Source organism: Arthrobacter sp. TmtSoilC51, from assembly GCF_055388015.1.
Window position 1 is genome coordinate 17,937 of sequence record NZ_AP035877.1, and the last position, 24,468, is coordinate 42,404.

The window sequence follows — 24,468 nt, forward strand, 5'->3', positions numbered from 1 at the left end:
GGCGGCTACTTAGTTGCTGGGGCTGCCGGAGCCGCTGGGGCTGGCACTCGGGGACGTCGGATTGCTCGGTACAACCGATTTGGACAGGTGGTACGTGACTACCGAACCAGCAGCAACCTTTGTTCCAGGAGCAGGCTCGGACCGTACGAAGGTGCCCGGTTTCTGGCCGACGGCACCGTTGACAGGATCACCCGGGACCCACCGAAGGTTCGCTGCTTCGATCAATCCACGGACCTCCTCCTCGCTGAGGCCGACACCGATGCTGGGCACCGACACCATTTCTGGACCCTTGGAGTACTGGACGGTGATAACTTCCCCAGGATCAACAGGACCGGTGGGGTTAAGGTCCGTTACTGTGCCTACCGCGGCAGTGTTGAATACTTCCTGCCCGTTTACTTGCAGGCCCAATCCAACGAGCTGGCTGCGGACGGTCTCAAACGGCTGTCCAAGGTACTCCTCAGGAATCAGGTTGATCTTCTGGGGAGTGGACTGCGTCGGCGTTGGGGATGGTGACTGGGACGTCTGCGTTGGGCTGGCCGATTGCGACGTTGGACTGGAGCTCCGGCTTGCGCTTGCGGATGTGGACTCGCTCGGACCCGGATTCGGGGAGAAGAATCCCGACTGAGAAATCAGGAAACCAACCAGTGCGAACAGCACCAACAGGATCAGGGCAACGAGCGGCCACGTCCAGGGGCTGCGCTTCTTTCGCTCAGGCTCGACGTCGTCGTAATTATCGTCATCGCTGTAGATAACTTCTTCTTCGTCATTCAGCTGCCGCTCTGCCTCAAGCGCATTCGCGCGCGACAGGGGGTTGTCCGAGGAAGCTCCAACAGCAGCCCCGGCAGCGCCTCCAACAGCGGCAGCGGCGCCGAGCACCGGGAGTGCGGAAGTCGACGTCGTCGAGTGCTCCTTGCCAAACGGTGACGTAACGACGCCGGTGGGAGCCGTGGCGGTATTGACCGGTGCCGTGATGGGTCCAGTGGAGGCTTCGAAGAGGAGCATTCCCGGTACAGCGGCATGTGCGGTGGTGATGTCGCCGTTGCGGATAGCCTCAGCGGCCTCAGCCAGCTTGATGGCGTTCGCCGGACGGTTCTTGGGGTCCTTGGCGAGCATGGACATCAGGAGGGCCCGTACCGGAGTGGGCAGCGTCTCCGGAAGCGGCGGCGGAGCATCATTGACCTGTGCAAGGGCAATAGCGATCTGCGACTCACCGGAGAACGGACGGTGGCCGGTGAGGCATTCGTAACCAATGACGCCCAGCGAGTAGATGTCGGACGAGCCAGTGGCTGTCTGTCCTGTTGCCTGCTCCGGGGCAAGGTACTGGGCGGTCCCCATGACCTGCCCGGTTTGGGTCAGCGGCACCTGGTCGGCAAGGCGGGCGATACCGAAGTCGGTGACCTTGACCCGGTTGTCCGGCGTGATGAGGAGGTTACCCGGCTTGATGTCGCGGTGGACCAATCCCTGTGCGTGAGCCACTGCCAGTGCCCGGGCCGTCTGGGCCATGATCGAAAGGGTCATGTCAGGAGACAGGACCTGCTCGCGCTCAAGGATGCCGCTCAACGGATGGCCCGGTACGAGTTCCATGACCAGGTACGCAGAGCCGGCTTCTTCGCCGTAGTCGAAGACGTTGGCAATGCCCACGTGGTTAAGGAGTGCCGTGTGGCGGGCTTCGGCGCGGAAACGCTGGAGGAAACCGGGGTCTCCGGTGTATTCCTCCTTGAGCACCTTGATGGCAACGATCCTTCCCAGGATCTGGTCCTTGGCCTTCCAGACCTCGCCCATGCCGCCAATCGCAATGCGACTGGTCAGCTGGAACCTGCCGCCGAGTGTGATTCCCGAAGTAGGTCTCACTTATTCAACACCGCCTCAAAAATCTTCTTTGCGTTCGGACTGGTTAGCTTGGCGCCTGTGAGCACATCCACACCTTCCATGACGATGGTGACGGCCACTTGCGGATCGTTCGCCGGGGCAAACCCGGTGAACCAAGAGTTGTTCAAACCTGAATCACCGAGTTCGGCTGTACCGGTCTTGCCGGCCACCTGGACTCCCGGGACGGCAGCGCCGCTGGCGATGCCGTTGGAGACTGCGCTGCTCATCCATTGGGTGATCTGGTTTGCGATGGGTTGGGTGGTGCTCGTACGGAGGGCCTCGGGCTTGAACTCGCTGATCACCCGGAGGTCGGGAGCACGAACTGTCTTAATCAGGTTGGGCTTCATCTGCACACCGCCGTTGGCGATCGCCGCCGTCATCAGGTTGATCTGCAACGGAGTTGCCTTGACGTCGCGCTGACCCACTGACGACTGGGCAAGCTGTGCCTGGTCCAAGTCATGGGGGAAGACACTGACGGCCTGCTGGAGCTTGAGCTGGTCACCGAAGGTGTCGCCGAAGCCGAATTTCTCTGCCTGCGCCCGGATGGCGTCCTGGCCGAGGTCCAGCGCGATGCTCGCGAAGGGAGTGTTGCAGGACTGCTCCAGTGCGAAGGAGAAAGTGGCCGTTTCACGGACGTTGCAGTTACCGCCAGCGTAGTTAGGCAGGCTCGCACTTGAGCCCGGCAAGGGCAGGCTGCTGGGGTTCGGCAGTTCACTGTCCTTGTTGTATTTGCCGGAATTCAAGGCGGCCGCAGTATCGACGAGCTTGAACACGGAGCCGGGCGACAATAAGTTCCCCGTTGGTCCGCTGACGTTCTGATTCAAGTTGATGCCAGGAATCTGGTTCAGCTGTGCGTAGTTCGCCGCGGCGGCGGCCCTGTCATGAGTAGCGATCAGGTTGGGATCGTAGGACGGCTTGGAAACCATGGCCAGGATGGCGCCGGTTTTCGGGTTGGTCACTACGATCGATCCACGCTGACCTTCCGGGATGAGATCATAGGCAAGTTTCTGGATGGCGGGATCCAACGTCAGTTCCACCGAGGCGCCCTTGGGCTCATTGCCCAGGAACATTTGGCTGACACGGTCCAGGAAGAGCTGGTCGGAATTGCCAGCCAACTGGTCACTGAGGGACTGTTCCAACCCCGTGGAACCAAAGCCCCGGGAGAAGTACCCGGTGATGCCGGCATAAAGTTCCGGCTGAGTGTACTTGCGTTGGAACGCGCAGGACTCGTTTCCCGCGACAGATTCGGCAATTGGCTTGCCGCCGACGATGATTGCCCCGCGGTCGTTGCAGAACGAGGCCAGGATGGCCCGCTGGTTCCAAGGATTGGCGTTAAGATCGTCAGCGCCAATGACCTGGACGTAACTAATGGCGCCGAAGATCAACGCGAACATGGCGACGGCAGCCATCCAGGAACTTCTAATGGCCTGGTTCATGGGTGCTTCACCGCCTCCGTGGGTGCGCCCGGTGTGGGTACAGCGGCCGGCTTGCGTGCGGCCGGGTTGGTACTGCTTGCAGGGGGTTTATTGACCATCGGAGTGGTATCTACAGGCCCGCGGGCCGTGTTGGAGATCATGAGCAGGAGGCCGACGATGATCCAGTTGGCCAGGAGCGAGGAACCACCAGCGGCGAGGAATGGCGTGGTGAGGCCAGTCAGCGGGATAAGCCGGGTGACGCCGCCGATGACCACAAAGCATTGGAGCGCGATCGCGAAGGAGAGTCCGCACGCCAGCAGTTTGCCGAACGCATCGCGGGTGCCCAGCGCTGCACGGAAACCGCGCGTGAAAAGCAGCAGGTAGAGCATCACGACGGCGAACAGGCCAATGAGGCCGAGTTCTTCGCCGATGAGTGCCACGATCATGTCGCTGTTGGCGAAGGGAACCAGATCCGGCCTGCCTTGGCCAAGGCCCGTGCCCACCAAGCCGCCATCAGCCATGCCGAACAAGCCCTGCACGATCTGGCCACTGCCACCGGGTGACCTGCCAAAGACCTCAGGGGTAAAAGCGTTGATCCAGCTGTCGATCCTGAAGGCCACGTGCGAGAAGATCTTCGAAGCTATGAAGCCACCGCCAAGGATCAGGGCAAGGCCGATCACCACCCACGAGATACGGCTTGTGGCGACGTAGATCATCACAATGAACAGGCCGAAGAAAAGCACCGATGATCCGAGGTCGCGCTGGAATACGAGGACGCCAATGCTCACCAACCAGGCTGTGATCATCGGACCTAGGTCCTTGAAGCGCGGGAACTGCATGGGGCCGATCTTCCGGCCGGCCAGGAGGATCAGGTCCCGGTTGGAGGAAAGATACCCGGCGAAGAATATGGCCAGCGTGATCTTGGCGATTTCACCGGGCTGGAACGTCATCGGGCCGATCCGGATCCAAACGCTCGCACCCAGTACTTCGCCGGCAGAGATACCTGGAACCAGCGGGAGGATCAGCAGGAAAGCACTGGCCGCGAGGGAAATGTAGGTAAACCGGCGCAAGATTCGGTGGTCCTTGAGGAACCAGATCACGGCGATGGACACTGCCATGGCAATAAGCGTCCAACGGAGTTGGTTGTTTCCGGTATCGTCCCCGGGCCCGTCCATGCGGTGGATCAAAGCAAGGCCGAGTCCATTCAGCGCCACGACGATGGGAAGTATTACCGGATCGGCATACTTAGCCCGAAGCCTCAGGACGACGTGGAACGCAAGGGCGGCGACGGCGAGCAGGCTCGACTGGAACCAGAAGTCGCTGTCCAGCCCACTTTGGGAATTGATGCTCACCAATGCACTGGCGCCGATACCAACGGCAAGCGCAAGCACGATCAGCGCCAGTTCAACGTTCCGGCGCGCCTTGGGTGCAGTTTCAGTCTGGATCATTTGGCCGCCCCACAGGGAGTCGGAACGGGCGAAGGCGTGGGGCTGGCAACGGCTGCGGTACTTGGAATGGGAACACTCGTGGTGGTTGTAGGAGTGGGAGAAGCAGTGGTGCTCGGGCAGGATCCCGACGTACTGCCGTAGTTCTTCAGGTTCTCGACAATGCGCTGGGCGTCGCTAAGGTCTCCGGCCGGAACGGTCTGGCGAACACTCTGTTGGCCGTACTCGGGGAGAGACTCAACACGGAGGTCAGTGACAGCCTCCAGCCGCGACAGCTGGATAGGTCCGAGGCGCTGTGAAATGCCATTGAAGATCGCCACGCGGGAATCGTACTCGCCCACGTAATAGCGGGTCTGGGTCCAAGCGTAGCCAAGCCAGAGGCCAACAACGACGCCGAGCACAACAACAGCTGCGACAGCGGGCATGAGCCAGCGGATGCGGCGTCTTGCCGGTTCTTCGACTTCCAGGCGGTCCTGTTCGGCTTTGTGGGTCAAAACAGTGGCGGCGCGTCGTGCAACAGTGCGGCCCGCCACGGTTGGGATTGATCCGGTCTCGGCTGCTGTGGCCGCAGCGCCCACCAGCTCATGGGGACGGCTGGCCAACTCTTCGCGGAGTACCTCAGCGGAAAGGTGTTCACCTAGGTGGGGGTCAGTGATGGCAGGTGGCTCGTTGGACGTTCCGGATTCGTCCGCAGGCTCCGCTTTCTCCGAGGTGGGCTCGACTGTGGAGGTGGGACCTTCCGTCGGTTTAGCGGCAGCAGGAGATTCCGGCTCGTCCAGAGCGGCCAGCGCCGCCGGAGGAACGACGTCGACGGCGGCCGTGTTGACGTCGTCGTCGGTCTCCTCAACAATCTCCAACACGACCACGGTGACGTTGTCCGGGGCGCCGGCTTCCAGCGTGAGGTTCACGAGGATTTCCGCGCATTCCCGAAGGTCCTTGGTTTCCCGGACCACCCGCTCAACTACGTGGCCTGCCACGTAGTTGAGGCCATCTGAGCAGAGCAACCAACGCTCGCCCGGCTCGACGTCGAGGGCGTCCAAGTCCAGCTCCGGGCTGGCGTCGACGTCGCCCAGGACGCGCATCAGGACGTTCTTGTGCGGATGTGTTTCGGCTTCCTCGGGCCTGAGGCGGCCTTCATCAATGAGGCGCTGAACGAACGTGTGGTCGATGCTGACTTGCTCGAACTTCTTGTTCCGCAGGCGGTAGGCCCGGGAATCGCCGATGTGGGCGAAATGCAGTTTACGGTCCTCAAGGAGCAGGGCCGTGACGGTGGTGCCCATGCCGGAGAGTTTGGGATTTTGGTGCACCAACTCCGACAGTAGCGAATTGGCGGTCTGGATCTCATCGGCGAGGATCGTGTCCGCGCCGTCCGGGTAGTCGTCATGATCAAGGTGGATCATGTCCAGCACCGTGGAGGCGGAGGCGACGTCGCCGCCGGCGTGTCCACCCATGCCGTCGGCCACGACCGCAAGATGACGGCCCACATAAGCGGAGTCGTCATTCTTGGAGCGGATCCGTCCGACGTCGGAGCGCGCGGCGTAGCGCATGATCAACGGGCGCTCCGCAGGCCTTTCCTTGCCTTCGGGGGTCTCGGGAGAAGCCATGGACTACGGCCTCAATTCAATAACCGTCTTGCCGATTCTCACCGGAACGCCAAGCTCCACCGGCAAGGCACGGGTGAGCTGTTGGTCGGCCAGGTAGGTGCCGTTGGTGGACCCGAGGTCCTCAATGAACCAGCGGCTGCCCTGTGGGAACAAGCGTGCATGCCGGCCGGATGCGTAATCGTCTTCCAGGACCAGCGTGGCTTCCTGCGCGCGACCCAACAGGATGGGGCTGGCCGCCAGGGGAACAGTGGTGCCCTTGAGCGGGCCTTCAGTGACAACAAGGTTGCGCGCATGCTGGATGGCAGGCGGCGGGGACGCAGCCAATTCGGGGTGCTTGCGGACCTCGCGTGCCGTGGGGGCTCCGGTTACTGCCTTACGGCCGATCTGGAAGTCGCGTCGCATGGTGGACACGATGCTGAAGATCAACACCCACAGCAGCAGCAGGAAACCGAAGCGAAGTGCCGTGATGGTCAGTTCGCTGATGTCGTTCACGCGTGGCCACCCGTGGTCTGGGGGAGGAGGCGGAAAATAATCTTGGTACGTCCCATCGTGATGGTGGAGCCGTCGGTGAGTTCCACGCTGCCATCCACCTTGTGGCCGTTGACGTAGCTGCCATTGGTGGAACCAAGGTCAACGGCCCACGTAGTGCCGTTCTGGGTGCGGACCTCAAGGTGCTTCCTGGAAACTCCGGTGTCATCCACGAGGATGTCTGCTTCCGAAGAGCGTCCCAGGACGACTGACTGGGCATTGAGGGAATACCGCTGGCCGCCAATGTCCAGGACGGGCTGGAGTCGGGTGGGCTGCCGGGCGGGTGCAGCTGGAACATTCGGGCGTGGGGCCTGCGGAGCCGGAGCGGCATCGTCCGAGGATTTCTCGGTCCGCGAAGTTATTTCGAAGTGCCCGGCGCGTTCCTCTTCGTTTCGACGGAACGAAATCCGGACAGGACCTTGGAGCGTGTAGCCCTGGCTGCGAACGTGCTGGATGACGACATCGCACAGTTCTTCGGCCAGCGGAGTTCCCCACTCCTGGGCGCGTCCGAAATCTTCGTCGCTGAGGAGGACGTCGAACACATTGGGGGCGAGAGTGCGCCCGGCTGCGATGGTGATGGACTTATTGTCCAGCTCGCGCCGTAGCTTGCTCGCGATTTCCACCGGCTCAACACGCGCCCGCGACCCCGTGGAGAAGACGTTGCGGACAGCCTTTTCAATGCCGCGCTCGACTTTGTCCAGCAAACCCATGGCTCTTCTCCTTTCCTCGCCGCGGCACCCACTGTGCCTGGTTCAATACTCGGTGCTTCGACCCGTCCACGCACACAGCAAAGTGAGCGCCGAACGGCCCTTCCACTTCCCGATACTACTGGGAGTGTCTGGGAATGGCCTTAATCCACAACGCCTCACAACTCGGAAAAGTTCGCGTCCGGCCCGGCCTGACGGGGGAGCGAGGGTGTGAAATTTCCGTGCCGTTAGGCAGAAGTTGTGCGGCTTTGGACCTCACGACAGCGTTGTTCCCAGCAAGGCGGGGACTCGATTGGTGTTTTGTCTGGAATGTCCGTTATGCTTGATCTCGCTGCTTTTGAAGGAAACGAAGCTGGGAGACCGGTGGAACGTCCTGAAAAAGAAGTTGCGCGCGAGTGGCGGAACGGCAGACGCGCTGGCTTCAGGTGCCAGTATCCGAAAGGGTGTGGGGGTTCAAATCCCCCCTCGCGCACGCAATTAAAAGAGCCCCGGTCTTAGGATCGGGGCTCTTTTGCTTTGTCCTGTGGACCCTTGGACTTGTCCCGTGGACGGTTGGATTTGTCCGGTGATGGTGACTTCCGGCTTGCCCCGTCAGCTGCGTGCGGAACCCCTGAACCGGCGTCGTGAATTGCTCAGGTGAAGGCGCATCGCTGCCGCGGCAGCGGCTGGGTCCCCGTCGGCGATGGCTGCGTATATAGAAGAGTGCTCGTGGACCACTTGTTCGAACCGTTCGCGGGAGTCCTGCTCTTCACCGCCCAGGAGGCGCGTGCGTGGCATGGTGATCATTGTTTGACCCAGGGCGGTGATGCAGTCCGTATAAAAGGGATTACCTGAGGCTGCAGCAACGGCCCGGTGGAATTCGAAGTCAGCCTTCATGGAGTGGGCCGGGTGGCCGGAACTCGCAGTGAATTGCTCCAGCGCACCATGCACTGCCTTCAATTGGTGCCCCGTGTGGTTCAGGGCCGCCAACGCTGCTGCTTCGGTCTCGACGCCGATCCGGAAGTCGAGCATCTGCAACCGGTCTTCCATGCTGGAGACGGGACGCGTCCCGGGGGCCTGGGTAGGGCCGTCCGCTGGCGGGGTCAGCGCGAAGCTGCCCCGCCCACGTTCGGTTTCAACAAGGCCCTCTGCCTGCAAACGGGTCAGGGCGGAGCGGACCACTGTCCGGCTCACCCCGTACTCGTTGATGAGGGTGTTTTCGCTCGGGAGCTTCTCACCTGGCTGGATGGCGCCGTCGACGATGCGGTTGCGAAGGTCGGCGGCGAGATCCGCGGTCAGGTTTCGGGTCATGGGTTCAAGATTACGCGCCGAATTCCACCGTTTCGGTGGTCCAGGCGCGGGCCTGCCCGCTGAGCGTAACGCCCAGTCCGGGGCGGTCCGGGACGATCATGCGGCCATTCTTGGTCTCCAGGCGTTCCTCGAAGAGGGGATCCAGCCAGTCGAAGTGCTCCACCCAGGGTTCCCGCGGATAGGCAGCGGCCAAGTGCAGGTGGATCTCCATGGCAAAGTGTGGAGCCAGGCCAAGGCCGCGCTCATCCGCAAGCGCAGCGAGGCGCAGGAACTGGGTGATGCCGCCGACGCGAGGGGCGTCGGGCTGGATGATGTCACAACTGTTGGCGTTGATGAGGCCCTTGTGTTCCGCGACTGAGGCCAGCATTTCGCCAGTGGCGATGGGCGTGTCCAAAACGTGGGCAAGGTGCGCGTGGCCTTCAAAATCGTAGGCATCCAGCGGCTCTTCGATCCAGATGAGGTTGAATTCCTCGAGCTGGCGGCCCATGCGCAGGGCAGTCGCGCGATCCCACTGCTGGTTGGCGTCCACCATGAGGGGTACATCCCAGCCGATGTGCTCGCGGATGCCTGCCACGCGGCGGAGGTCTTCCTTGGAATCCGGCAGTCCAACCTTGATCTTGATGCCGCCGATGCCTTCCTCTATGGACTGCGTTGCGCGTGCCTTGACCTCGTCCAGTGTGGCGTTAAGGAAGCCGCCGGAGGTGTTGTAGGTCTGGACGGAGTCGCGATAGGAGCCCAGCAGTTTGGCCAGGGGGAGCCCGGCGCGCTTGGCTTTGAGATCGTAAAGCGCGATGTCGATGGCAGCCAGGGCCTGGGTTGCTACACCTGAGCGGCCCACTGAGGCTCCGGCCCAGAGGAGCTTGGTGTAGATCCTGCCGATGTCGTTGGGGTCCTCACCAATGATGCCCTCGGCAACTTCCTTCGCGTGGGCGTACTGGGCAGGACCGCCGGCGCGTTTTGAGTAGCTGAACCCAATGCCGCTATGGCCCTGCTCCGTGGTGATCTCGGCGAAGAGGAACACTACTTCGGTCATCGGCTTCTGGCGGCCGGTAAAGACCTTGGCGTCGCTTATTGGCACGGTGAGGGGCAAACGGGCCGTTGACAGTTTGATGTGGCGAATGAGATCTACAAGGCTCATGGTTCTCCTAAAGGGGCGAGGCATCCTTGCCTGACACTTAGGCTACAAGTTATTAACTTGTACTACAAGTAATTTTCGACGACTCCGGACTCACCGGGGAACGGGGAGCGTTGGGCGCGATCCGCCTCTGTGCTCGTAGACTCCCTGTGATGCAAGTACAAGAAACAGCCGTTAGGACAAAGGTGGCCATCGATCACATCGGCACCCGGGGCAGGAAGGCCGCGGGCAAGGCAGCCGTTTTGGGAAGGGCCCGGAAAAGCATGGTGAAGGCCCTGGGCGCCATAGCCTTGTCGCTCGTCTTAATCGGCTGTTCAGGGATTGCTTCCGACCCCCATGGATCGTCTACGCCAGCTGGCGGTGGCTTCGATACCTTGACGGCCAGCGGGGCCGAACGCATCAAGTCCCAGGGATCCGCGAAGCTGGACATGACTACGGGGAAACTCGACAAGGAGGCCGTTGGCCTACCTGCGGACGCTGCCAAAGGCCCCCTGATCTTTGCTGAGGAGGGGCGCCAGATCCAGATCAGCATCGCCGGTCCGCGGGGAACGGTGTCTGGAAGCTCCGACACCCTGAGGTTCGCAACGGATTCCACCCGTCCTGATTTCAAGGAGGTTGCCTTCTACCACCGCTTGGATAACTGGGAGGATCTGGAAAAGGACGTTCGTGACGCCGTTTCCCGCTATGGTCTCGACGCCGATGATGCCGAATATTGGCTCCAGAACGTCAACAAGACCCGTAGCCCAGCCGAATTGCTGAACTACAGGCTGGGTCCAGGCACGTCTACCGGGTTGGCGGTCACCTACGACATTGCCTACGATGCCGTGGAACCATCGGTCATCAGCATCCGTGTGAACCCTTTGGAACGCTGAATCCTGGACGTGTCCCCATTTGCGCTATTGGTCGCCTGAGCTATCGGTAGGGGCTCCTCGCAGCGCCCCGAACCCGGTGATCAGGGCCTCAAGCCCCAAGCTAAAAGCAACGTCGGTGGGCCGTGGGTGCCGCTCCAAGGCGAGCCTGTCCACGGCTGCGGTGAAGTTGGGCACCTGGTCGGCAAGCGAGCCGGCGTCGAAAATGTCTTCGGGCGCGGTGACGTCGTACGCGGCCCCGAACACGAAGGCCTCCAAGGCAACAATTGCCGAAATGATCTTCTCTTCCGGGAACCCGGCGTCGCGGAATCCGGCGGTCACGGCCTCGTACATCGCCAGGGTCTTCGGGGCGTTCGCCACCGGGAGCACGGCAATGACGGGGATCAGCGGCGTATGCTCCGAGAACACGTCCCGGTAGGACCACGCCCAGCGGCGTACGGCAACATCCCACGGCTCCACCCCAAAGGCGGACACATCAACCATGGCGGCCAGGTGGTCCTCCACCAGCAACAGCACGTCGTCCTTGGAGGCTACGTGGTTGTAGAGGGCGGATGGCGCCACGCCCAGCGAGCGTGCCAGGGCTGCCATGGTGAGTCCGTCGTAACCCTTGCTGCTGATCAACTCCAGGGCTGCCGTCGTGATGCCGTTCTGGTCCAGGATTCGCGCCATGGGCCGTCCGGCGCGCCGCCGTGCCTTACTGGCAGAAGCTGGGGCAGCGCCCGGCTCGGGTTCTGGAGCGGGTGTGGGTGCGGGCATCGGAAGCCTTTCTGCTGCCTGTATCTCCAGCATTATTCCATCGGGTCTTCCCACTCGCGGACTTGGCGGCTATTATCAAATATAAATGAATGCCATTCATTTATTGGTCAGCCACCACGGACGGCCACGGAGAGGACATCATGCAAAATCTTGATCGCGACGTTGTGATCGTCGGTGCCGGACCGTCAGGGTTGACGGCGGCACGCGAATTAAAGAAGGCCGGACTCAGCGTCGCAGTGCTTGAAGCACGCGACCGCGTGGGCGGCCGCACCTGGACCGACACCATCAACGGCGCCATGCTGGAGATCGGCGGCCAGTGGGTATCCCCGGACCAGACAGCCCTCATGGATCTGCTGGACGAGCTCGGACTGAAAATGTACCCTCGCTACCGCGACGGGGAGTCCGTCTACATCGGCGCCGACGGCAAGCGCGTCCAGTACACTGGTGATACCTTCCCTGTGAACGAAACAACCAAGGCCGAGATGGACAAGTTGGTGGCCATCCTGGACGGCCTCGCGGCGGAGATCGGCCCCACCGAGCCCTGGGCCCACCCCAAGGCGCGCGAGCTGGACACCATCTCCTTCCACCACTGGCTCCGCCAGAATTCGAATGACGAGGAAGCCTGCAATAACATCGGGCTCTTCATCGCCGGCGGCATGCTGACAAAGCCCGCACACGCCTTCTCGGCGCTGCAGGCCGTCCTCATGGCCGCTTCCGCAGGCTCCTTTACACACCTGACGGACGAAGACTTCATCCTCGACAAGCGCGTTATTGGTGGTATGCAGCAGGTTTCGCTGCTGCAGGCAGCCGAGCTGGGTTCCGACGTCGTACTTAACAGCCCGGTTCGCACCATCAACTGGGACGTCGACCGCGTGACGGTTGAATCGGAGCAGGCCACGGTGAACGCACGGTATGTGATCATGGCGGTGCCACCAAACCTGTACTCACGCGTTTCCTTCAACCCGCCGCTGCCGCGCCGCCAGCACCAGATGCACCAGCACCAGTCGCTGGGCCTTGTCATCAAGGTCCACGCCGTTTACAGCACGCCGTTCTGGCGCCAAGACGGCCTCTCCGGCACGGGATTCAGCGCCGGCGCCCTGGTCCAGGAGGTCTACGACAACACCAACCACGGCGACTCCCGCGGCACGCTGGTGGGCTTCGTGTCCGACGAAAAGGCCGACGCCGTGTTCGAGCTCAGCGCCGAAGACCGCAAGAAGGCCATCCTGGAATCGATCGCCGGATTCCTGGGCGACAAGGCCCTCACGCCCGAGGTCTACTACGAATCCGACTGGGGCTCGGAGGAATGGACCCGCGGAGCGTACGCTTCCAGCTACGACCTCGGCGGACTCCACCGCTACGGCAAGGACCAGCACACGAACGTGGGACCGATCTACTGGTCCTCGTCCGACCTCGCCGCCGAGGGCTACCAGCACGTTGACGGCGCAGTCCGGATGGGCCAGGCGACCGCTGCCCGGATCGTCGAGGCCAACAAGTTGAGCGCACTGCCGGTCGGCTAGGACACGGCGGATTTGGCCCTCCGCCTAGGACACGCGCCGAGGTGGCACTAAACACCCACGTTCCCGCACGGGAATTGGTGTTTGTCACCTCGGCGTGGATAGTCCGGCTGGCGGTACGCCTGCCGCACGTTCCGCTTCGATCAGTGCCTGGGCAAGACGCTCGACGGCGGCCCGGTAGTCAGTCCCGGGCGTCACCCTGCAGCGCTCGGCCTCGCGCATGGCACGGGCAAGTGCCGCTGTCTCGGCCGCTCTTACGTCCGTCATTGCCGGGAAGTCTATTGCTTGCCCAGGATCGAGTTCGTAGCGCCGCCACTGCTGGAGAATGCTCGCGTGGCGGGCCGCTGCTTCCGCAAAGCCAGGACGACGCCGGGGCTCGGCTGCGTGGATCCGTTCCACCCGGCGGCTGGAGGCCAATGTTCCCGCTGCGGTGGCCACCGCAACGAAGACCATGATGAGTCCGGCTGGCGCCCATTCCACTGCGGGAACCAGGATGGCGGGAAGAATCACCACCAGGCCCGCGAAGAGATCCCAGAAGATCGTGTCCGGTTCCGGGCCGCGCCCATGCGTGAGTTTTCTGTGGAGAACGAACGTGGTTGCCGCTGTTGCGAGCACCAAGGCTACGCCCCACAGGAGCATCATGGCGGGCATTGGACCACCTCCAAGCGAGTACGCGCTGCTGTGATTTCAGTATGCGCCTGTGTCCGTCCCCGGGCGTAGCCTAGGCACCATGAGACTGAAAATGTGCAGCATCCACGTCAAGGACCCCGCTACAGCCCATGCTTTCTATACGGAGACGCTCGGCTTCGAGACCCTGATGGCCATGCCGGAGTACAACCTCTTCATCATCAAGGACCCTGGCGCAGACAACAGCTCCGTGGGACTCCTGCTGGAACCCAGTGACAACCCAATAGGTGCCAACTACATGAACGCCCTGCACGAGGCCGGGCTCGCCGCGATCACCTTTGGCGTGGCTGACGTCCAGGCTGAATATGAGCGCCTGATGGCTGCCGGCGTGACGTTCCAGGGCGAACCTGCTGAGGATTTCTCCGGCATCAGCGCAGTCTTCGACGACGGCTGCGGGAACTTCGTCCAGCTCCATCAGGACTAGTTAAACAGCTGTGGCCGGGACCAACGGGTCCCGGCCACAGCCAACTCAAAAGCTATGCGTGATCCCGCTTCGACGTCTTCGGGGCATCGCGTTTGGCGGCCGCGTTGTCCTTGGCTTCCTTCGTGGCCGCCTTCTTCGCGGCTTCATCCTTGACGCGCTGGGCCTCAGCGCGGACCGCAGCATGGGTGGCGCGCTCCACAACCAGCCACTGCGGCGGAGCCTGCAGCAGCTCGGTGATTTCCGCCGTCGTGAGTGCTTCTTCCACGCCACCGCGGGCGAGGCCGCTAATAGAGACGTTCAGCTTCTGTGCCACAACCGGGCGCGGGTGCGGACCGTTGCGGCGGAGTTCAGCGAGCCACTCCGGCGGGTTGGCTTGGAGTTCGGCGAATTCTTCGCGGGAGATGGACGAATCCTGGAACTCCTGGGGTGTCGCGGGCAGGTAGATGCCGAGTTTCTTGGCTACGGTTGCCGGCTTCATGGACTGGGAGTTGGAGGACGTCATGCTTCAAGGGTATCTGGCCGGTACTGTGAGTGTGTGCCAGCACCTGAAGAATCCGCCCAATTAACCGAGCCCCCCACCGAGCTTCGCTTCGCTTATGTTGCGGGTGTGACGCCTGGGAAATGGATCCGGCGCTGGGAAGAGCGGATGCCGGACGTTCCGTTGCACGCGTTCATGTCCGACGACGGTGCGCAACTTTCGGTGCTGCGTGACGGTTCCGCTGACCTCAGCTTTGTGCGGTTGCCGGTGGACCGCGAAGGCCTGAATGTCATTCCTCTCTATGAAGAGCAGCCGGTGGTGGTGGCGCCCAAGGGGCACGAGATCTCCGTGTTTGAAGAAGTCGCGCTGGAGGACCTGTCCGAGGAAAACTTCCTGGATGTGGAGGAAATGGGCGGGCCGTCCATGGCCCTCCAGGTGGTGGCATCCGGAGCCGGATTGGCTATCCTGCCTATGTCCGTCGCCCGGCACTTTAACAACAAGCAGACTGTGATGCGGCTTCTGACTGGCGCTCCTGGGACGCAGATTGGCCTCGCTTGGCTTGCCGGAACGGATAGCCCGGTGATCGAGGAGTTCATTGGGATTGTGCGTGGCCGGACCGCGCAGAGTTCCCGTCAGCCGTCGGCCCAGCAGGAGAAGCCGAAGAAGGCGCCCAAGCCGGATCGTCGTGGGGGCGGCGCCAAAAAGCCCGCGGTGGCGCAACGCTATGCCCCGAACCCGGACAAGGGCCGCGGCAAGGGTTCGCGCAAGAAGGGCAAGCGCTAAGGCTCCTGCCCACGCCGGGAATCTACGGCTATTCGCCGTGAACTGCCTTCTGTTGCTGCTCCGAACGGTTGAGGTAGGCGAGTAGAAGGTCCCCGGCGCGGTCGAGATCGCCTGATTCCAGAGCTGAGCAAATCTGCTCGTTTTCCTTGAGCCAGTCGCTGTAGAAGTTCGCATTGACCGTGGCCTTGTGGAAGTACAGCCGCATCTCGGCGAGAACCTGGGCCATGATCGTGTTGAGCCGCCCGCTCTCGGCCAGGCCAACGATCGCGCCGTGGAAGTGCTGGTTGGCGCTGCCGAGGCCTTCGTTATCGTCTGCCGCTGCAGCGCGTTTGCCTTCTTCGACCGCGGCCCTCACCGCGGCGATGCGCTCCGGGGAGCCTCCGGCCCGGATGGAGCTGACCTCGATCGCCCTGCGCACGGTGTAGACATCGTGGATGTCGCCGGCTTCCAGCGTGGCCACGTAAACGCCCCGGTTCGGTTGACGCACCAGCAGACGCTCGCTGGCCAGCTCGGCGAAGGCTTCGCGCACAGTGTTCCGGGATACGCCGAGGTCCTCCGCGATTGCGGCTTCAGTCAATTTGGTGCCGGGCAGCAGCATGCCTTCGGCAAGTTGATAGCGCAGTTCATCAGCCACCCGCTCGGCAACGGACGGGACGGCTATGCGCATACGGGCCCGGGCGCCGCTGATGCCCGCGTTGCCGGTTGCGACAGAGGCAGCGGAAGCACCGCGCGATTCGCGAAATCCCTGATCTGCACTGGCCATGACTCAAAATTTACACGATTGCCGAAAATTAGGATCGCTGGATTGTTGAACAATTCAACACTTTGGTGCATTCTTGATGTAACGCACATCACGAGGCAGGAATCACACCATGGCAATCATCGACCTGAACAGCGACGTTGGAGAGTCCTTCGGACGTTGGACGCTCGGCGACGATGCCGCCATGTTTGAGTCTGTTTCCAGTGCCAACGTTGCGTGCGGATTCCACGCTGGCGACCCCAGCGTTATTCGCAGCACCTGCAAGAAGGCGGCTGAGGCCGGCGTCGTGGTTGGCGCCCACGTTGGCTACCGCGATCTGGCGGGTTTCGGCCGCCGTTTCCTGGACATCGATCCCGTGGAACTGGCCGACGACGTCGTGTACCAGATCGGCGCCCTGCAGGCGTTGGCCGCAACAGCCGGCGCAACCGTCCAGTACGTCAAGCCCCACGGTGGCCTGTACAACGCGATCGTCAAGCATACGGCGCAGGCAAAAGCCGTCGTCGACGCCGTGAAATCGGTTGACCCCAACCTTCCGATCCTCGGCCTTCCAGGTTCCGAAGTCCTGCGTCTCGCTGAGGAAGCCGGCCTCCGTGGCGTTTCTGAAGCGTTCGCGGACCGCGCCTACAACCCGGACGGAACCCTCGTCTCGCGCTCACAGCCAGGCGCGATCCTGCATGACCCCGCTGAAGTAGCGGAGCACGTTTTGCGGATGGCCACCGATCAGTCCGTCAGGACGATCGATGGTTCCATCCTGAAGATCCGCGCAGAGAGCATCTGCGTGCATGGTGACTCACCGGGAGCCGTCGCAATGGCTACCGCTGTGAAGTCCGCACTCGGCGACGCCGGCGTAAGCATCGGCTCGTTCGTTTAGCCCATCCCGGGCCCCGCGCTACAAAACCCTCATCCCCCGGAGGAAACCATGACCAGCACCAACGCAGCCAAAGCCGTGACAAGGAAGCCACCAGCCGGCGCCCTCAAGGCTTACATAGCCAGCCTCACAGGCACATCGCTTGAGTACTATGACTTCGCCATTTACTCAGTGGCTTCAGCACTTGTCTTCCCCAAGATCTTTTTCCCGGGCAATGATGAGTTCGTCGCACTGCTGCTCTCCTTCTCCGCTTTTGCGGTGGGCTACCTGGCCCGTCCGATCGGTGGCGTCATCTTTGGCCGCTTGGGCGACAAGATTGGCCGCAAGTACGTCCTGGTGTTCACCCTGGTGCTCATCGGCGTTGCGACCGTACTCATCGGCGCACTGCCCGATTACTCGGTGATTGGCGTGGCGGCACCCACTATCCTGGTGCTTCTTCGCCTCGCCCAGGGCATCGGCGTCGGCGGCGAATGGGGCGGAGCGGTTCTGCTGTCCAGCGAATTCGGCGACCCCAACAAGCGTGGCTTCTGGTCCTCCGCTGCCCAGATCGGCCCGCCTGCAGGCAACCTGATGGCCAATGGCGTCCTCGCCATACTTGCTGCTTCGCTGAGCAATGAAGCCTTCCTCTCCTGGGGCTGGCGCGTCGCCTTCCTCGCCTCAGCACTTCTGGTGGTCTTTGGCCTGATCATCCGCCTCAAGCTCGAAGAAACCCCTGTCTTCAAGGCAATCCAGGCCCATGGCGAGCGTCCGAAGGCGCCGATCAAGGAAGTTTTCACCACCCAGCCCAAGGCCTTGGTCTCCGCGGCGCTCTCCCGCGTTTGCCCTGACATCCTCTACGCGTTGTTCACCGTGTTCGTCGCTGTGTATGCCACCAAGCAACTGGGCATGACCACCGGCAATGTCCTTGCCGCCATCCTCATCGGCTCCGCGTTCCAGCTCTTCCTGATCCCGCTGGCAGGCGCCTTGACGGACCGGTTCAACCGCCGCCTCGTCTACGGCATTGCCGCTGCAGCAACAGCTGCCTACATCCCGGTCTTCTTCCTCATGATCCAGGGCAAGTCCGTGGCCATGCTGACCATCGGTACCGTCATTGGCTTGGCCCTCCACGCCTTCATGTACGGCCCGCAGGCAGCGTTCATTACTGAGCAGTTCCCAGCCCGCCTCCGCTATGCCGGCAGCTCGCTGGCGTACACCCTGGCTGGCGTGATTGGTGGGGCCATTGCGCCCATCATCTTCACCGCTCTCTACGGCGCGGCATCCGGCGGCTGGTATTTGATCGCCGCATACATCCTCCTGGCTGCCATCGTCACGATCGTGGGCATGCTTCTGGGCCGGGATCCGAAGCCCGAAGAAGACGTTCGCCTGCTTCAGGAATCGCCCGCCTAATTGGCGGCGAAGCCGATGATGGAGACCGTGATGCAAACGACCACCGCGAAGCAAACGAGTACAGCGAAAAGGGTCCGCTCCGTGCGACCCGTTGGCACCCGCGCCGTCCTGGCCGAACTGGACGGGTTGCAGGATGTACTTGCCCTGCAGGACATGCTCTACAAGTCCCCGCTCCCTGGCCAGGTTGACGTGCTGGCAGCGGCCGAAACGGTTATGGTCGTTGGCGAATCCGCGGCCGCAACCCGCGCCATCGGCGCGCGGCTATTGGAACTCGAGCTCACCAAACCCGAGGTTACTGACTCCGGGCTGGTGGTCATCGATACCGTGTACGACGGCGACGACCTCGCCGACGTCGCGGAACTCACCGGACTGAGCGTGGAGGGCGTGGTTGCCGCGCACACCGGGCAGATCTGGACAGTTGCTTTCGCAGGCTTCGCTCCCGGGTTCGGCTACATGGTGGGCGAGAACGATGCCCTCACGGTTCCCCGCCGCCCCTCACCGCGCACGGCAGTTCCCGCTGGATCGGTGGCCCTCGGCGGCCAGTACTCGGCGGTCTATCCGCGGCGTTCCCCGGGCGGTTGGCAACTAATTGGCCGAACGGGAGCCCGGATGTGGGACCTGGACCGGGCCCAACCGGCCTTGGTTCGTCCCGGCGACAGGGTGCAGTACCGCGCTGTTCGGGAAGTTGTCACAGCCAGCGCGGAACACGAATCTGAACCCGAGGCTGATCACCACACGGACTCCGGGCTGCGGGTACTCAACCCCGGCGCGCAGAGCCTCATCGAGGACCTTGGCCGCAGAGGTTACGGGGCCTTGGGGGTCTCCGCTGCCGGTGCCTTGGACAGGGCGTCGCTGCGCCGTGCCAACCGGCTCGTCGGCAACAGCTCATCGGCCGCCGCGATAGAGGCCGTCAACGGCGGGCTAAGCGTGGAAGCTGTCGGGGATCAGGTGATTGCCGTTACCGGTGCGCCGACGACGCTGACTATCCAGCCGCCGTCGTGGGCTGAATCCGAGGAATCCGCCGCCGACGCCCAGGTAGGCGAAATACGCACCGTCCCTATGGCCGCGCCTTTCGCCCTGCTCGACGGCGAAGTACTCACTCTGGGACCGCCCGGGTCCGGATTCCGGAACTACGTCGCAATCCGCGGCGGCATAGCGGTTCCGGAAGTCCTGGGGAGCCGGTCAGCCGATACGATGTCCGGGATCGGACCTGCGCCACTGCTGGTTGGACAGAAGCTCCCGGCGGGCGATGCCACGGCCTCCACGGCGGTTGGAAGCCCGGAGCTGCAACCGGAATTCCCGGGTGCCGGTGTCACTGTGCTCGATGTCGTTCCAGGACCGCGCGCAGACTGGTTCGACCAGTCCGCGATCGAGTCGCTAACAAGCCAGGAATGGCTTGTCACGCCGCAGTCCAACCGCGTGGGCATGCGACTGGATGGCACCCCGTTGAATCGTGCCCGCGAGGGCGAGCTCCCCAGCGAGGGCACCATGGCCGGAGCCCTCCAGATCCCGCCCGCCGGCCTCCCCGTTCTGTTCCTGGCCGACCACCCGATCACCGGCGGATATCCCGTGATCGGCGTGGTGCGCGACGAACACCTTGACCTCGCCGGGCAGGTCCCTATTGGCGGACGGATCCGGTTCCGGTTCGTCCCCGATTCCCCCGACTTCACCAAGACCCCAGAGAAGTGAGTATTTGATGCGCAAGGTCCTGATTGCGAACCGCGGAGAAATTGCTGTCCGAGTAGCCCGTGCCTGCGATGACGCCGGCATTTCGTCCGTGGCCGTCTACGCGGACATCGACGCCGACGCAATGCACGTGGGTGCCGCCGATGAAGCCTATAGCCTGGGTGGAAACAGCCCCGCTGAGACGTACTTGAACGTTGGGAAACTGCTCGCCGTTGCCGAACGGTCGGGAGCTGACGCCGTCCACCCCGGGTACGGTTTCCTTTCCGAGAACGCGGACTTTGCGCAAGCAGTGCTCGACGCCGGACTTGAGTGGATCGGTCCCTCGCCGGAGTCGATCCGCCAGTTGGGCAACAAGATCACGGCCCGCGAGATAGCTGTCCGTGCGGGTGCCCCTCTTGTGGCCGGAAGTGATGGACCAGTTGCCACTGCTGCTGAAGCCCGTGCCTTTGCCGAGGAACACGGACTCCCGGTGGCCATCAAGGCTGCCTTTGGCGGGGGTGGCCGCGGGCTCAAAGTGGTCCGCGAGCTCGTCGAGGTAGAGGAAGCTTTTGATTCCGCTGTGCGCGAGGCCGTGGTGGCTTTCGGGCGCGGCGAGTGCTTCGTGGAGCAGTACCTTGACCGGCCCCGGCACGTGGAGGCCCAGGTGGTCGCCGACGTCCACGGCAACGTGGTGGTAGTGGGAACCCGCGACTGCTCGCTCCAGCGCCGCCACCAGAAGCTCGTGGAGGAAGCTCCGGCGCCCTTCCTGAGTGACTCCCAGCAACAGCAGATCTACGATGCCGCCAAGGCAATCGTCCGCGAGGCCGGCTACTACGGTGCCGGAACCGTTGAATTCCTGGTCTCGGCCGATGGCGCCGTGGCCTTCCTGGAGGTGAACACCCGCCTGCAGGTGGAGCACCCGATTACCGAGGAAACGGCCGGGATCGACCTCGTCCAGGAACAGTTCCGTATCGCAGCCGGCTTGCCCTTGAGCATTACCGAGGACCCGTCCCCGCGCGGGCATTCCTTTGAATTCCGCATCAACGCCGAGGACGTTGGCCGCGGCTTCCTGCCTTCTCCCGGCACCGTAGTTTCGTTCCAAGCGCCCACGGGTCCCGGAATTCGCCTGGACACCGGCGTGCGCCCGGGCTCGTACATAGCACCACAGTTCGATTCGCTCCTGGCCAAATTGATTGTCACGGGTGCCGACCGGCAGCAAGCCCTGCGCCGCGCACGGCGTGCTCTGGCCGAAATGGAGATCACTGGACTGGCCACCGTTTTGCCGTTCCACCGCGCGGTGGTGGAGTCCGCTGATTTCACCTCCGTGGCTGGGCTGCGCGTCCACACGCGTTGGATCGAGACAGACTTCGCGGATCAGATCCCGGTTGATCCGGAGTACAACGTGGTTGCCCCAAGCGGGACGCGCCGCACCATCACTGTGGACGTCGACGGCAAGCGGCTTGCTGTAGGACTTCCGGCGGACCTGTTGGACGGCTGGGCACGGTCCGGGCAGGGTCTTCCCGCGGCTTCGGACGTGACAGGACTGCCGGCTTCAGACGCCGGTGAGGCTGCCGTGTCCGAGAGCGCCTTGGTGTCCAACATGGCGGGAACAGTTGTGAAGTGGCTCGTCGAACCAGGAGCCGAGGTGTCTGCCGGTGATCCGTTGGTGGTCCTCGAAGCCATGAAGATGGAAACCCAGGTCACCGCACATCGTGGGGGCACACTCTCCTCCGTTCTGTCGGCTGCCGGTGGAGTGGTGACGGCGGGCGCTGTGCTGGCGCACATCGATTAGACCGGCTGGTTTGACTCATCCCGTCCTGCGCAAGTCCCGGGCGTGGGCTGGGCGGTCGCTAACCCGCTATTCCGTTGTTCGGCAGCAACGGATTAGCGGCCAAGCAACGAGGTTGTGGCTCCCAAAATGTTGTCGAGCAGGCCGTTGCGGAACTTGCCGCTGGGATCGTGGGTGACGGCAAGGCTGCAGAAGTCCTCGAAGCGTGGGTAGAGCGTGGCGAAGTCGTACAGGCCTGGCGTGAAGAGCTTTCCCCAGTGTGGCCTCGCGCCGAAGGGACGCAGTGCTTCCTCGAGTTCGGGGAGTACCGCCTCCACCTCGGCCTGCAGCGGCTTCCATGTGAAGTGCAGTGCAACGCTTTGCTGGTGGTAGAACGGGCTGAGCCAGAACTCGTCGGCGGCTACTGTGCGGATTTCGGAGATGAACAGCAGAGGTGCCAGCTTGTCAGCGAGTTCCCGCACAGCCTCCAGGGCAGCCGGGGCTTGGTCCAGTGGCAGGAGGAACTCGCTCTGGAGTTCCTCACCGTTGCTCGGCGTGAATTCATGGCGGAAGTGGGGCAGCCGGTCCAGCCATTTGCCGGGCTCGTCCAGTTGACCCGTGCAGTTCTCGGCTGACATGCCGGGCAGCGGATGGAGCGCGGCCGTAGGCGCGGTGGCACCGAAGAGGTCAGGCAGGGCTGGCTCGGAATCCAGGGCTTTGAACCACACCTGCGGGATGGCGTCGCCGGTGTAGTTGGTGAAGAAGCTGACGCTGTACGCGGCCGAGGCGATGTTCGTGAAATCGGCCAGCGCCCGGTCCCACGGCAATTCCGTGAGCACGCGCTGCCGCATTTGATAGCTCGGCCGGACAGTCAATTCCAGTCCCGTGGCAATGCCCAGAGCGCCGACTCCTACGACGCTGGCCGGGAACTCGTCGTCGTCCTCGGTGAGCGTCACCAGCTCGCCGTTTGCACGCACCAGGTCAATGCTCACGACGGCGCCAGCCAGGGAGGGATTGTTGACCCCACTGCCGTGCGTTCCGGTTTGGATAGCGCCGGCCACGGAGATGTGGGGGAGCGATGCGAGGTTGTGGATGGCGTAACCCTGCTCTTCAATAGCCCGGCACAGGGCGCCATAGCTGGTTCCCCCGCTGACTTTGACGGTTCCCTTGTCCTTGTTGAGGACAACTTCCTGGGGCAATGCATCCAGGAGAACGTGTGTGCCATCGGTGTCCGCTACTTGGTTGAAAGAGTGGCGGGAACCGAGGGCCTTGATCCGGGGCGCGTTGGCCACAAGGGCGCGCAGCTGGTCCACCGACGTGGGCCGCTGGACTTCCGCGGACGAGTACTCGAGGTTTCCTGCCCAGTTCTTCATTGAATGATCTTCCCACTTGGCTACTTGCTGGCTCCCTTAATTGTTAACGTTCACAACTAATTGCGTCAAGAGGTGTCCAACTGGTTGAAGATAGAGTTCAAGAAATCCGACGTCTATCAGGAGCAGCACGTGAGCAAGGGATCCAAGCCCACTATCCGGGATGTGGCGGCGGCGGCGGACGTATCCCTGACGACCGTTTCCTATGTGCTTTCGGGGCGTCATGGGGGCACCACGCGGATCAGCCAGCCCACGCAGGATCGGGTTCTGGCGGCCGTCAAGGAGCTGGGATACGTTCCCAATCAGGCGGCGCGCGGCATGCGGCGTGGCAAGACCGATGTTGTTGCGGTGGCAATCGGCAACCTGGAATGGCCGTGGGATCGCGCCTTGGCGGCAGCGGCGGCACGGATCCTCCCGCAGCACGGCTACCAGCCTGTGATCCTTTTGGGTGAGGACTGGAGAAAATTCATGATGTCCGGCGGTGCTGATGGCGTCATCATCGGCTACTTCCCGGAAGCCACTGCCGAGGATGAAACCGTCACCGAACTGGCCCGCCGGGGTGTCGCCCAAGTGGTGATTTCAGGAACCATGAAGCCAGCCGGATTTGACGTCCTTGCTCCCGAATCCGAGGCAGGGCTGGAAGAGGGCATGGACTTCCTTGCGGCGTCACACCGCCGGATCGCTTGTATTCGCCGGGCGGCGCCTGCGGGCAGGGTCAAGAGTCGTTTTGCGGCGTATGCTGCCGGACTGGAAAGGGCGGGCATACCGCTGGACGAATCCCTTGTCCGCACCTCCCAGCACCGGCCGGATATCGCGTATCAGTCCGCCCTTGAGTTGCTCCAGCTACCGGACCGGCCCACGGCCATCCTTTGCACTGACGATATGGAAGCCCTTCAGACGATCCGCGCGGCCTACCGACTGGGACTTCGCGTACCGGAGGACATCCAAATCGTCGGCGTCGGGAATTCCACGGAGGGCCAGGAATACGATCCGCCGTTGACCACAGTGGGTCCGGATCCTATCTTCGAGAAGGTGGTCAGGATGCTCCTGGACCGCCTTGCCGGAGCAACTCCGCCCGAGGGCGTTCGCCTCCCGTCACCGTGGACACTCCATCGGCGCGGCACCACCCGGGGTTAGCTGGACCCCG

General features: G+C 62.9%; 22 protein-coding genes and 1 tRNA gene. 10 read left to right on the forward strand and 13 right to left on the reverse strand.

The genetic code is table 11. The features are described from left to right. Window positions 1-9: 9 nt before the first annotated feature. From ACZ5G6_RS00110 to ACZ5G6_RS00135, 6 genes are read right to left on the reverse strand one after another with little or no spacing between them, the layout of a single operon-like run. Window positions 10-1,851 (reverse strand): protein kinase domain-containing protein, encoded by a 1,842-nt coding sequence (locus ACZ5G6_RS00110; protein ID WP_223935205.1) that lies wholly within the window; start codon window positions 1,849-1,851, stop codon window positions 10-12. Next, entirely contained in the window at window positions 1,848-3,305 is a 1,458-nt protein-coding gene (locus ACZ5G6_RS00115) for a penicillin-binding transpeptidase domain-containing protein (RefSeq protein WP_223935206.1), read from the reverse strand. Before ACZ5G6_RS00115 ends, ACZ5G6_RS00110 begins: the two co-directional genes overlap by 4 nt. Continuing rightward, on the reverse strand, window positions 3,302-4,732 hold the full coding sequence (locus tag ACZ5G6_RS00120; RefSeq protein ID WP_498688575.1) for an FtsW/RodA/SpoVE family cell cycle protein: 1,431 nt from the start codon (window positions 4,730-4,732) through the stop codon (window positions 3,302-3,304). Before ACZ5G6_RS00120 ends, ACZ5G6_RS00115 begins: the two co-directional genes overlap by 4 nt. Further along, the gene (locus ACZ5G6_RS00125; RefSeq protein WP_498688577.1) at window positions 4,729-6,333 is read right to left on the reverse strand and encodes a PP2C family protein-serine/threonine phosphatase; all 1,605 of its coding nucleotides are present in this window, start codon (window positions 6,331-6,333) and stop codon (window positions 4,729-4,731) included. Before ACZ5G6_RS00125 ends, ACZ5G6_RS00120 begins: the two co-directional genes overlap by 4 nt. Window positions 6,334-6,336: 3 nt before the next feature. Next, complete coding sequence (locus ACZ5G6_RS00130) at window positions 6,337-6,816, reverse strand: FHA domain-containing protein FhaB/FipA (RefSeq protein ID WP_031216763.1); 480 nt, start codon at window positions 6,814-6,816, stop codon at window positions 6,337-6,339. A 5-nt stretch (window positions 6,817-6,821) separates the two neighbouring features. Beyond that, window positions 6,822-7,571 carry an FHA domain-containing protein gene (locus ACZ5G6_RS00135; protein ID WP_223935209.1) on the reverse strand — a complete coding sequence of 250 codons (750 nt, stop codon included), beginning with the start codon at window positions 7,569-7,571 and terminating at the stop codon, window positions 6,822-6,824. Window positions 7,572-7,957: 386 nt separating this feature from the next. Between ACZ5G6_RS00135 and ACZ5G6_RS00140 the strand changes: the two genes are divergently transcribed. After that, window positions 7,958-8,040: transfer RNA gene (locus ACZ5G6_RS00140), tRNA-Leu, on the forward strand. Window positions 8,041-8,159: 119 nt separating this feature from the next. Here the strand turns inward: ACZ5G6_RS00140 and ACZ5G6_RS00145 are convergent. Together ACZ5G6_RS00145 and ACZ5G6_RS00150 are read right to left on the reverse strand one after the other, a co-directional pair. Further along, on the reverse strand, window positions 8,160-8,858 hold the full coding sequence (locus ACZ5G6_RS00145) for a FadR/GntR family transcriptional regulator (RefSeq protein ID WP_498688579.1): 699 nt from the start codon (window positions 8,856-8,858) through the stop codon (window positions 8,160-8,162). 10 nt (window positions 8,859-8,868) lie between these two features. Further along, window positions 8,869-9,996: an L-talarate/galactarate dehydratase gene (locus ACZ5G6_RS00150; RefSeq protein ID WP_498688581.1), complete on the reverse strand. Its 1,128-nt coding sequence runs from the start codon at window positions 9,994-9,996 to the stop codon at window positions 8,869-8,871. Between the two features lie 149 nt (window positions 9,997-10,145). Here ACZ5G6_RS00150 and ACZ5G6_RS00155 point away from each other — a divergent pair, with 149 nt between their 5' ends. Continuing rightward, window positions 10,146-10,865 carry a hypothetical protein gene (locus ACZ5G6_RS00155; RefSeq protein WP_498688583.1) on the forward strand — a complete coding sequence of 240 codons (720 nt, stop codon included), beginning with the start codon at window positions 10,146-10,148 and terminating at the stop codon, window positions 10,863-10,865. A 24-nt stretch (window positions 10,866-10,889) separates the two neighbouring features. Here ACZ5G6_RS00155 and ACZ5G6_RS00160 read toward each other — a convergent pair whose 3' ends face one another. Further along, window positions 10,890-11,651 (reverse strand): TetR/AcrR family transcriptional regulator, encoded by a 762-nt coding sequence (locus ACZ5G6_RS00160; RefSeq protein WP_223935213.1) that lies wholly within the window; start codon window positions 11,649-11,651, stop codon window positions 10,890-10,892. Between the two features lie 107 nt (window positions 11,652-11,758). Between ACZ5G6_RS00160 and ACZ5G6_RS00165 the strand changes: the two genes are divergently transcribed. Beyond that, window positions 11,759-13,135: a flavin monoamine oxidase family protein gene (locus tag ACZ5G6_RS00165; protein ID WP_498688586.1), complete on the forward strand. Its 1,377-nt coding sequence runs from the start codon at window positions 11,759-11,761 to the stop codon at window positions 13,133-13,135. Window positions 13,136-13,219: 84 nt separating this feature from the next. Here ACZ5G6_RS00165 and ACZ5G6_RS00170 read toward each other — a convergent pair whose 3' ends face one another. Next, window positions 13,220-13,783, reverse strand: a complete 564-nt coding sequence (locus ACZ5G6_RS00170; RefSeq protein ID WP_223935215.1) for a hypothetical protein — start codon at window positions 13,781-13,783, stop codon at window positions 13,220-13,222. A 79-nt stretch (window positions 13,784-13,862) separates the two neighbouring features. On the opposite strand from ACZ5G6_RS00170, the gene ACZ5G6_RS00175 reads away from it, so the two are divergent. Then, window positions 13,863-14,243 (forward strand): VOC family protein, encoded by a 381-nt coding sequence (locus ACZ5G6_RS00175; protein WP_223935216.1) that lies wholly within the window; start codon window positions 13,863-13,865, stop codon window positions 14,241-14,243. Window positions 14,244-14,295: 52 nt separating this feature from the next. Here ACZ5G6_RS00175 and ACZ5G6_RS00180 read toward each other — a convergent pair whose 3' ends face one another. Beyond that, window positions 14,296-14,745, reverse strand: a complete 450-nt coding sequence (locus ACZ5G6_RS00180; protein WP_223935217.1) for a DUF5997 family protein — start codon at window positions 14,743-14,745, stop codon at window positions 14,296-14,298. Between the two features lie 33 nt (window positions 14,746-14,778). On the opposite strand from ACZ5G6_RS00180, the gene ACZ5G6_RS00185 reads away from it, so the two are divergent. Next, window positions 14,779-15,504, forward strand: a complete 726-nt coding sequence (locus tag ACZ5G6_RS00185) for a LysR family transcriptional regulator substrate-binding protein (protein ID WP_498688594.1) — start codon at window positions 14,779-14,781, stop codon at window positions 15,502-15,504. Between the two features lie 28 nt (window positions 15,505-15,532). Here the strand turns inward: ACZ5G6_RS00185 and ACZ5G6_RS00190 are convergent, their stop codons facing one another. Then, window positions 15,533-16,171 (reverse strand): GntR family transcriptional regulator, encoded by a 639-nt coding sequence (locus ACZ5G6_RS00190; RefSeq protein WP_223937681.1) that lies wholly within the window; start codon window positions 16,169-16,171, stop codon window positions 15,533-15,535. Window positions 16,172-16,376: 205 nt separating this feature from the next. Here ACZ5G6_RS00190 and ACZ5G6_RS00195 point away from each other — a divergent pair, with 205 nt between their 5' ends. Genes ACZ5G6_RS00195 through ACZ5G6_RS00210 form a run of 4 tightly spaced genes read left to right on the forward strand, consistent with a single transcriptional unit; the run spans window position 16,377 to window position 21,975 of the window. Further along, window positions 16,377-17,135, forward strand: coding sequence for a LamB/YcsF family protein (locus tag ACZ5G6_RS00195; protein WP_498688595.1), 759 nt, complete (start codon window positions 16,377-16,379; stop codon window positions 17,133-17,135). Between the two features lie 48 nt (window positions 17,136-17,183). Further along, a complete protein-coding gene (locus tag ACZ5G6_RS00200) occupies window positions 17,184-18,518 on the forward strand; it encodes an MFS transporter (RefSeq protein ID WP_223935220.1) in 1,335 nt (444 codons plus the stop codon). An 18-nt stretch (window positions 18,519-18,536) separates the two neighbouring features. Continuing rightward, window positions 18,537-20,207 (forward strand): 5-oxoprolinase subunit B/C family protein, encoded by a 1,671-nt coding sequence (locus tag ACZ5G6_RS00205; protein ID WP_498692008.1) that lies wholly within the window; start codon window positions 18,537-18,539, stop codon window positions 20,205-20,207. A gap of 7 nt (window positions 20,208-20,214) precedes the next feature. Next, entirely contained in the window at window positions 20,215-21,975 is a 1,761-nt protein-coding gene (locus ACZ5G6_RS00210; RefSeq protein ID WP_498688597.1) for an acetyl/propionyl/methylcrotonyl-CoA carboxylase subunit alpha, read from the forward strand. A 92-nt stretch (window positions 21,976-22,067) separates the two neighbouring features. Here ACZ5G6_RS00210 and ACZ5G6_RS00215 read toward each other — a convergent pair whose 3' ends face one another. Next, window positions 22,068-23,324: a D-arabinono-1,4-lactone oxidase gene (locus tag ACZ5G6_RS00215; RefSeq protein ID WP_498688598.1), complete on the reverse strand. Its 1,257-nt coding sequence runs from the start codon at window positions 23,322-23,324 to the stop codon at window positions 22,068-22,070. A gap of 129 nt (window positions 23,325-23,453) precedes the next feature. Between ACZ5G6_RS00215 and ACZ5G6_RS00220 the strand changes: the two genes are divergently transcribed. Continuing rightward, the gene (locus tag ACZ5G6_RS00220; RefSeq protein ID WP_223935223.1) at window positions 23,454-24,458 is read left to right on the forward strand and encodes a LacI family DNA-binding transcriptional regulator; all 1,005 of its coding nucleotides are present in this window, start codon (window positions 23,454-23,456) and stop codon (window positions 24,456-24,458) included. Window positions 24,459-24,468 lie beyond the last annotated feature (10 nt).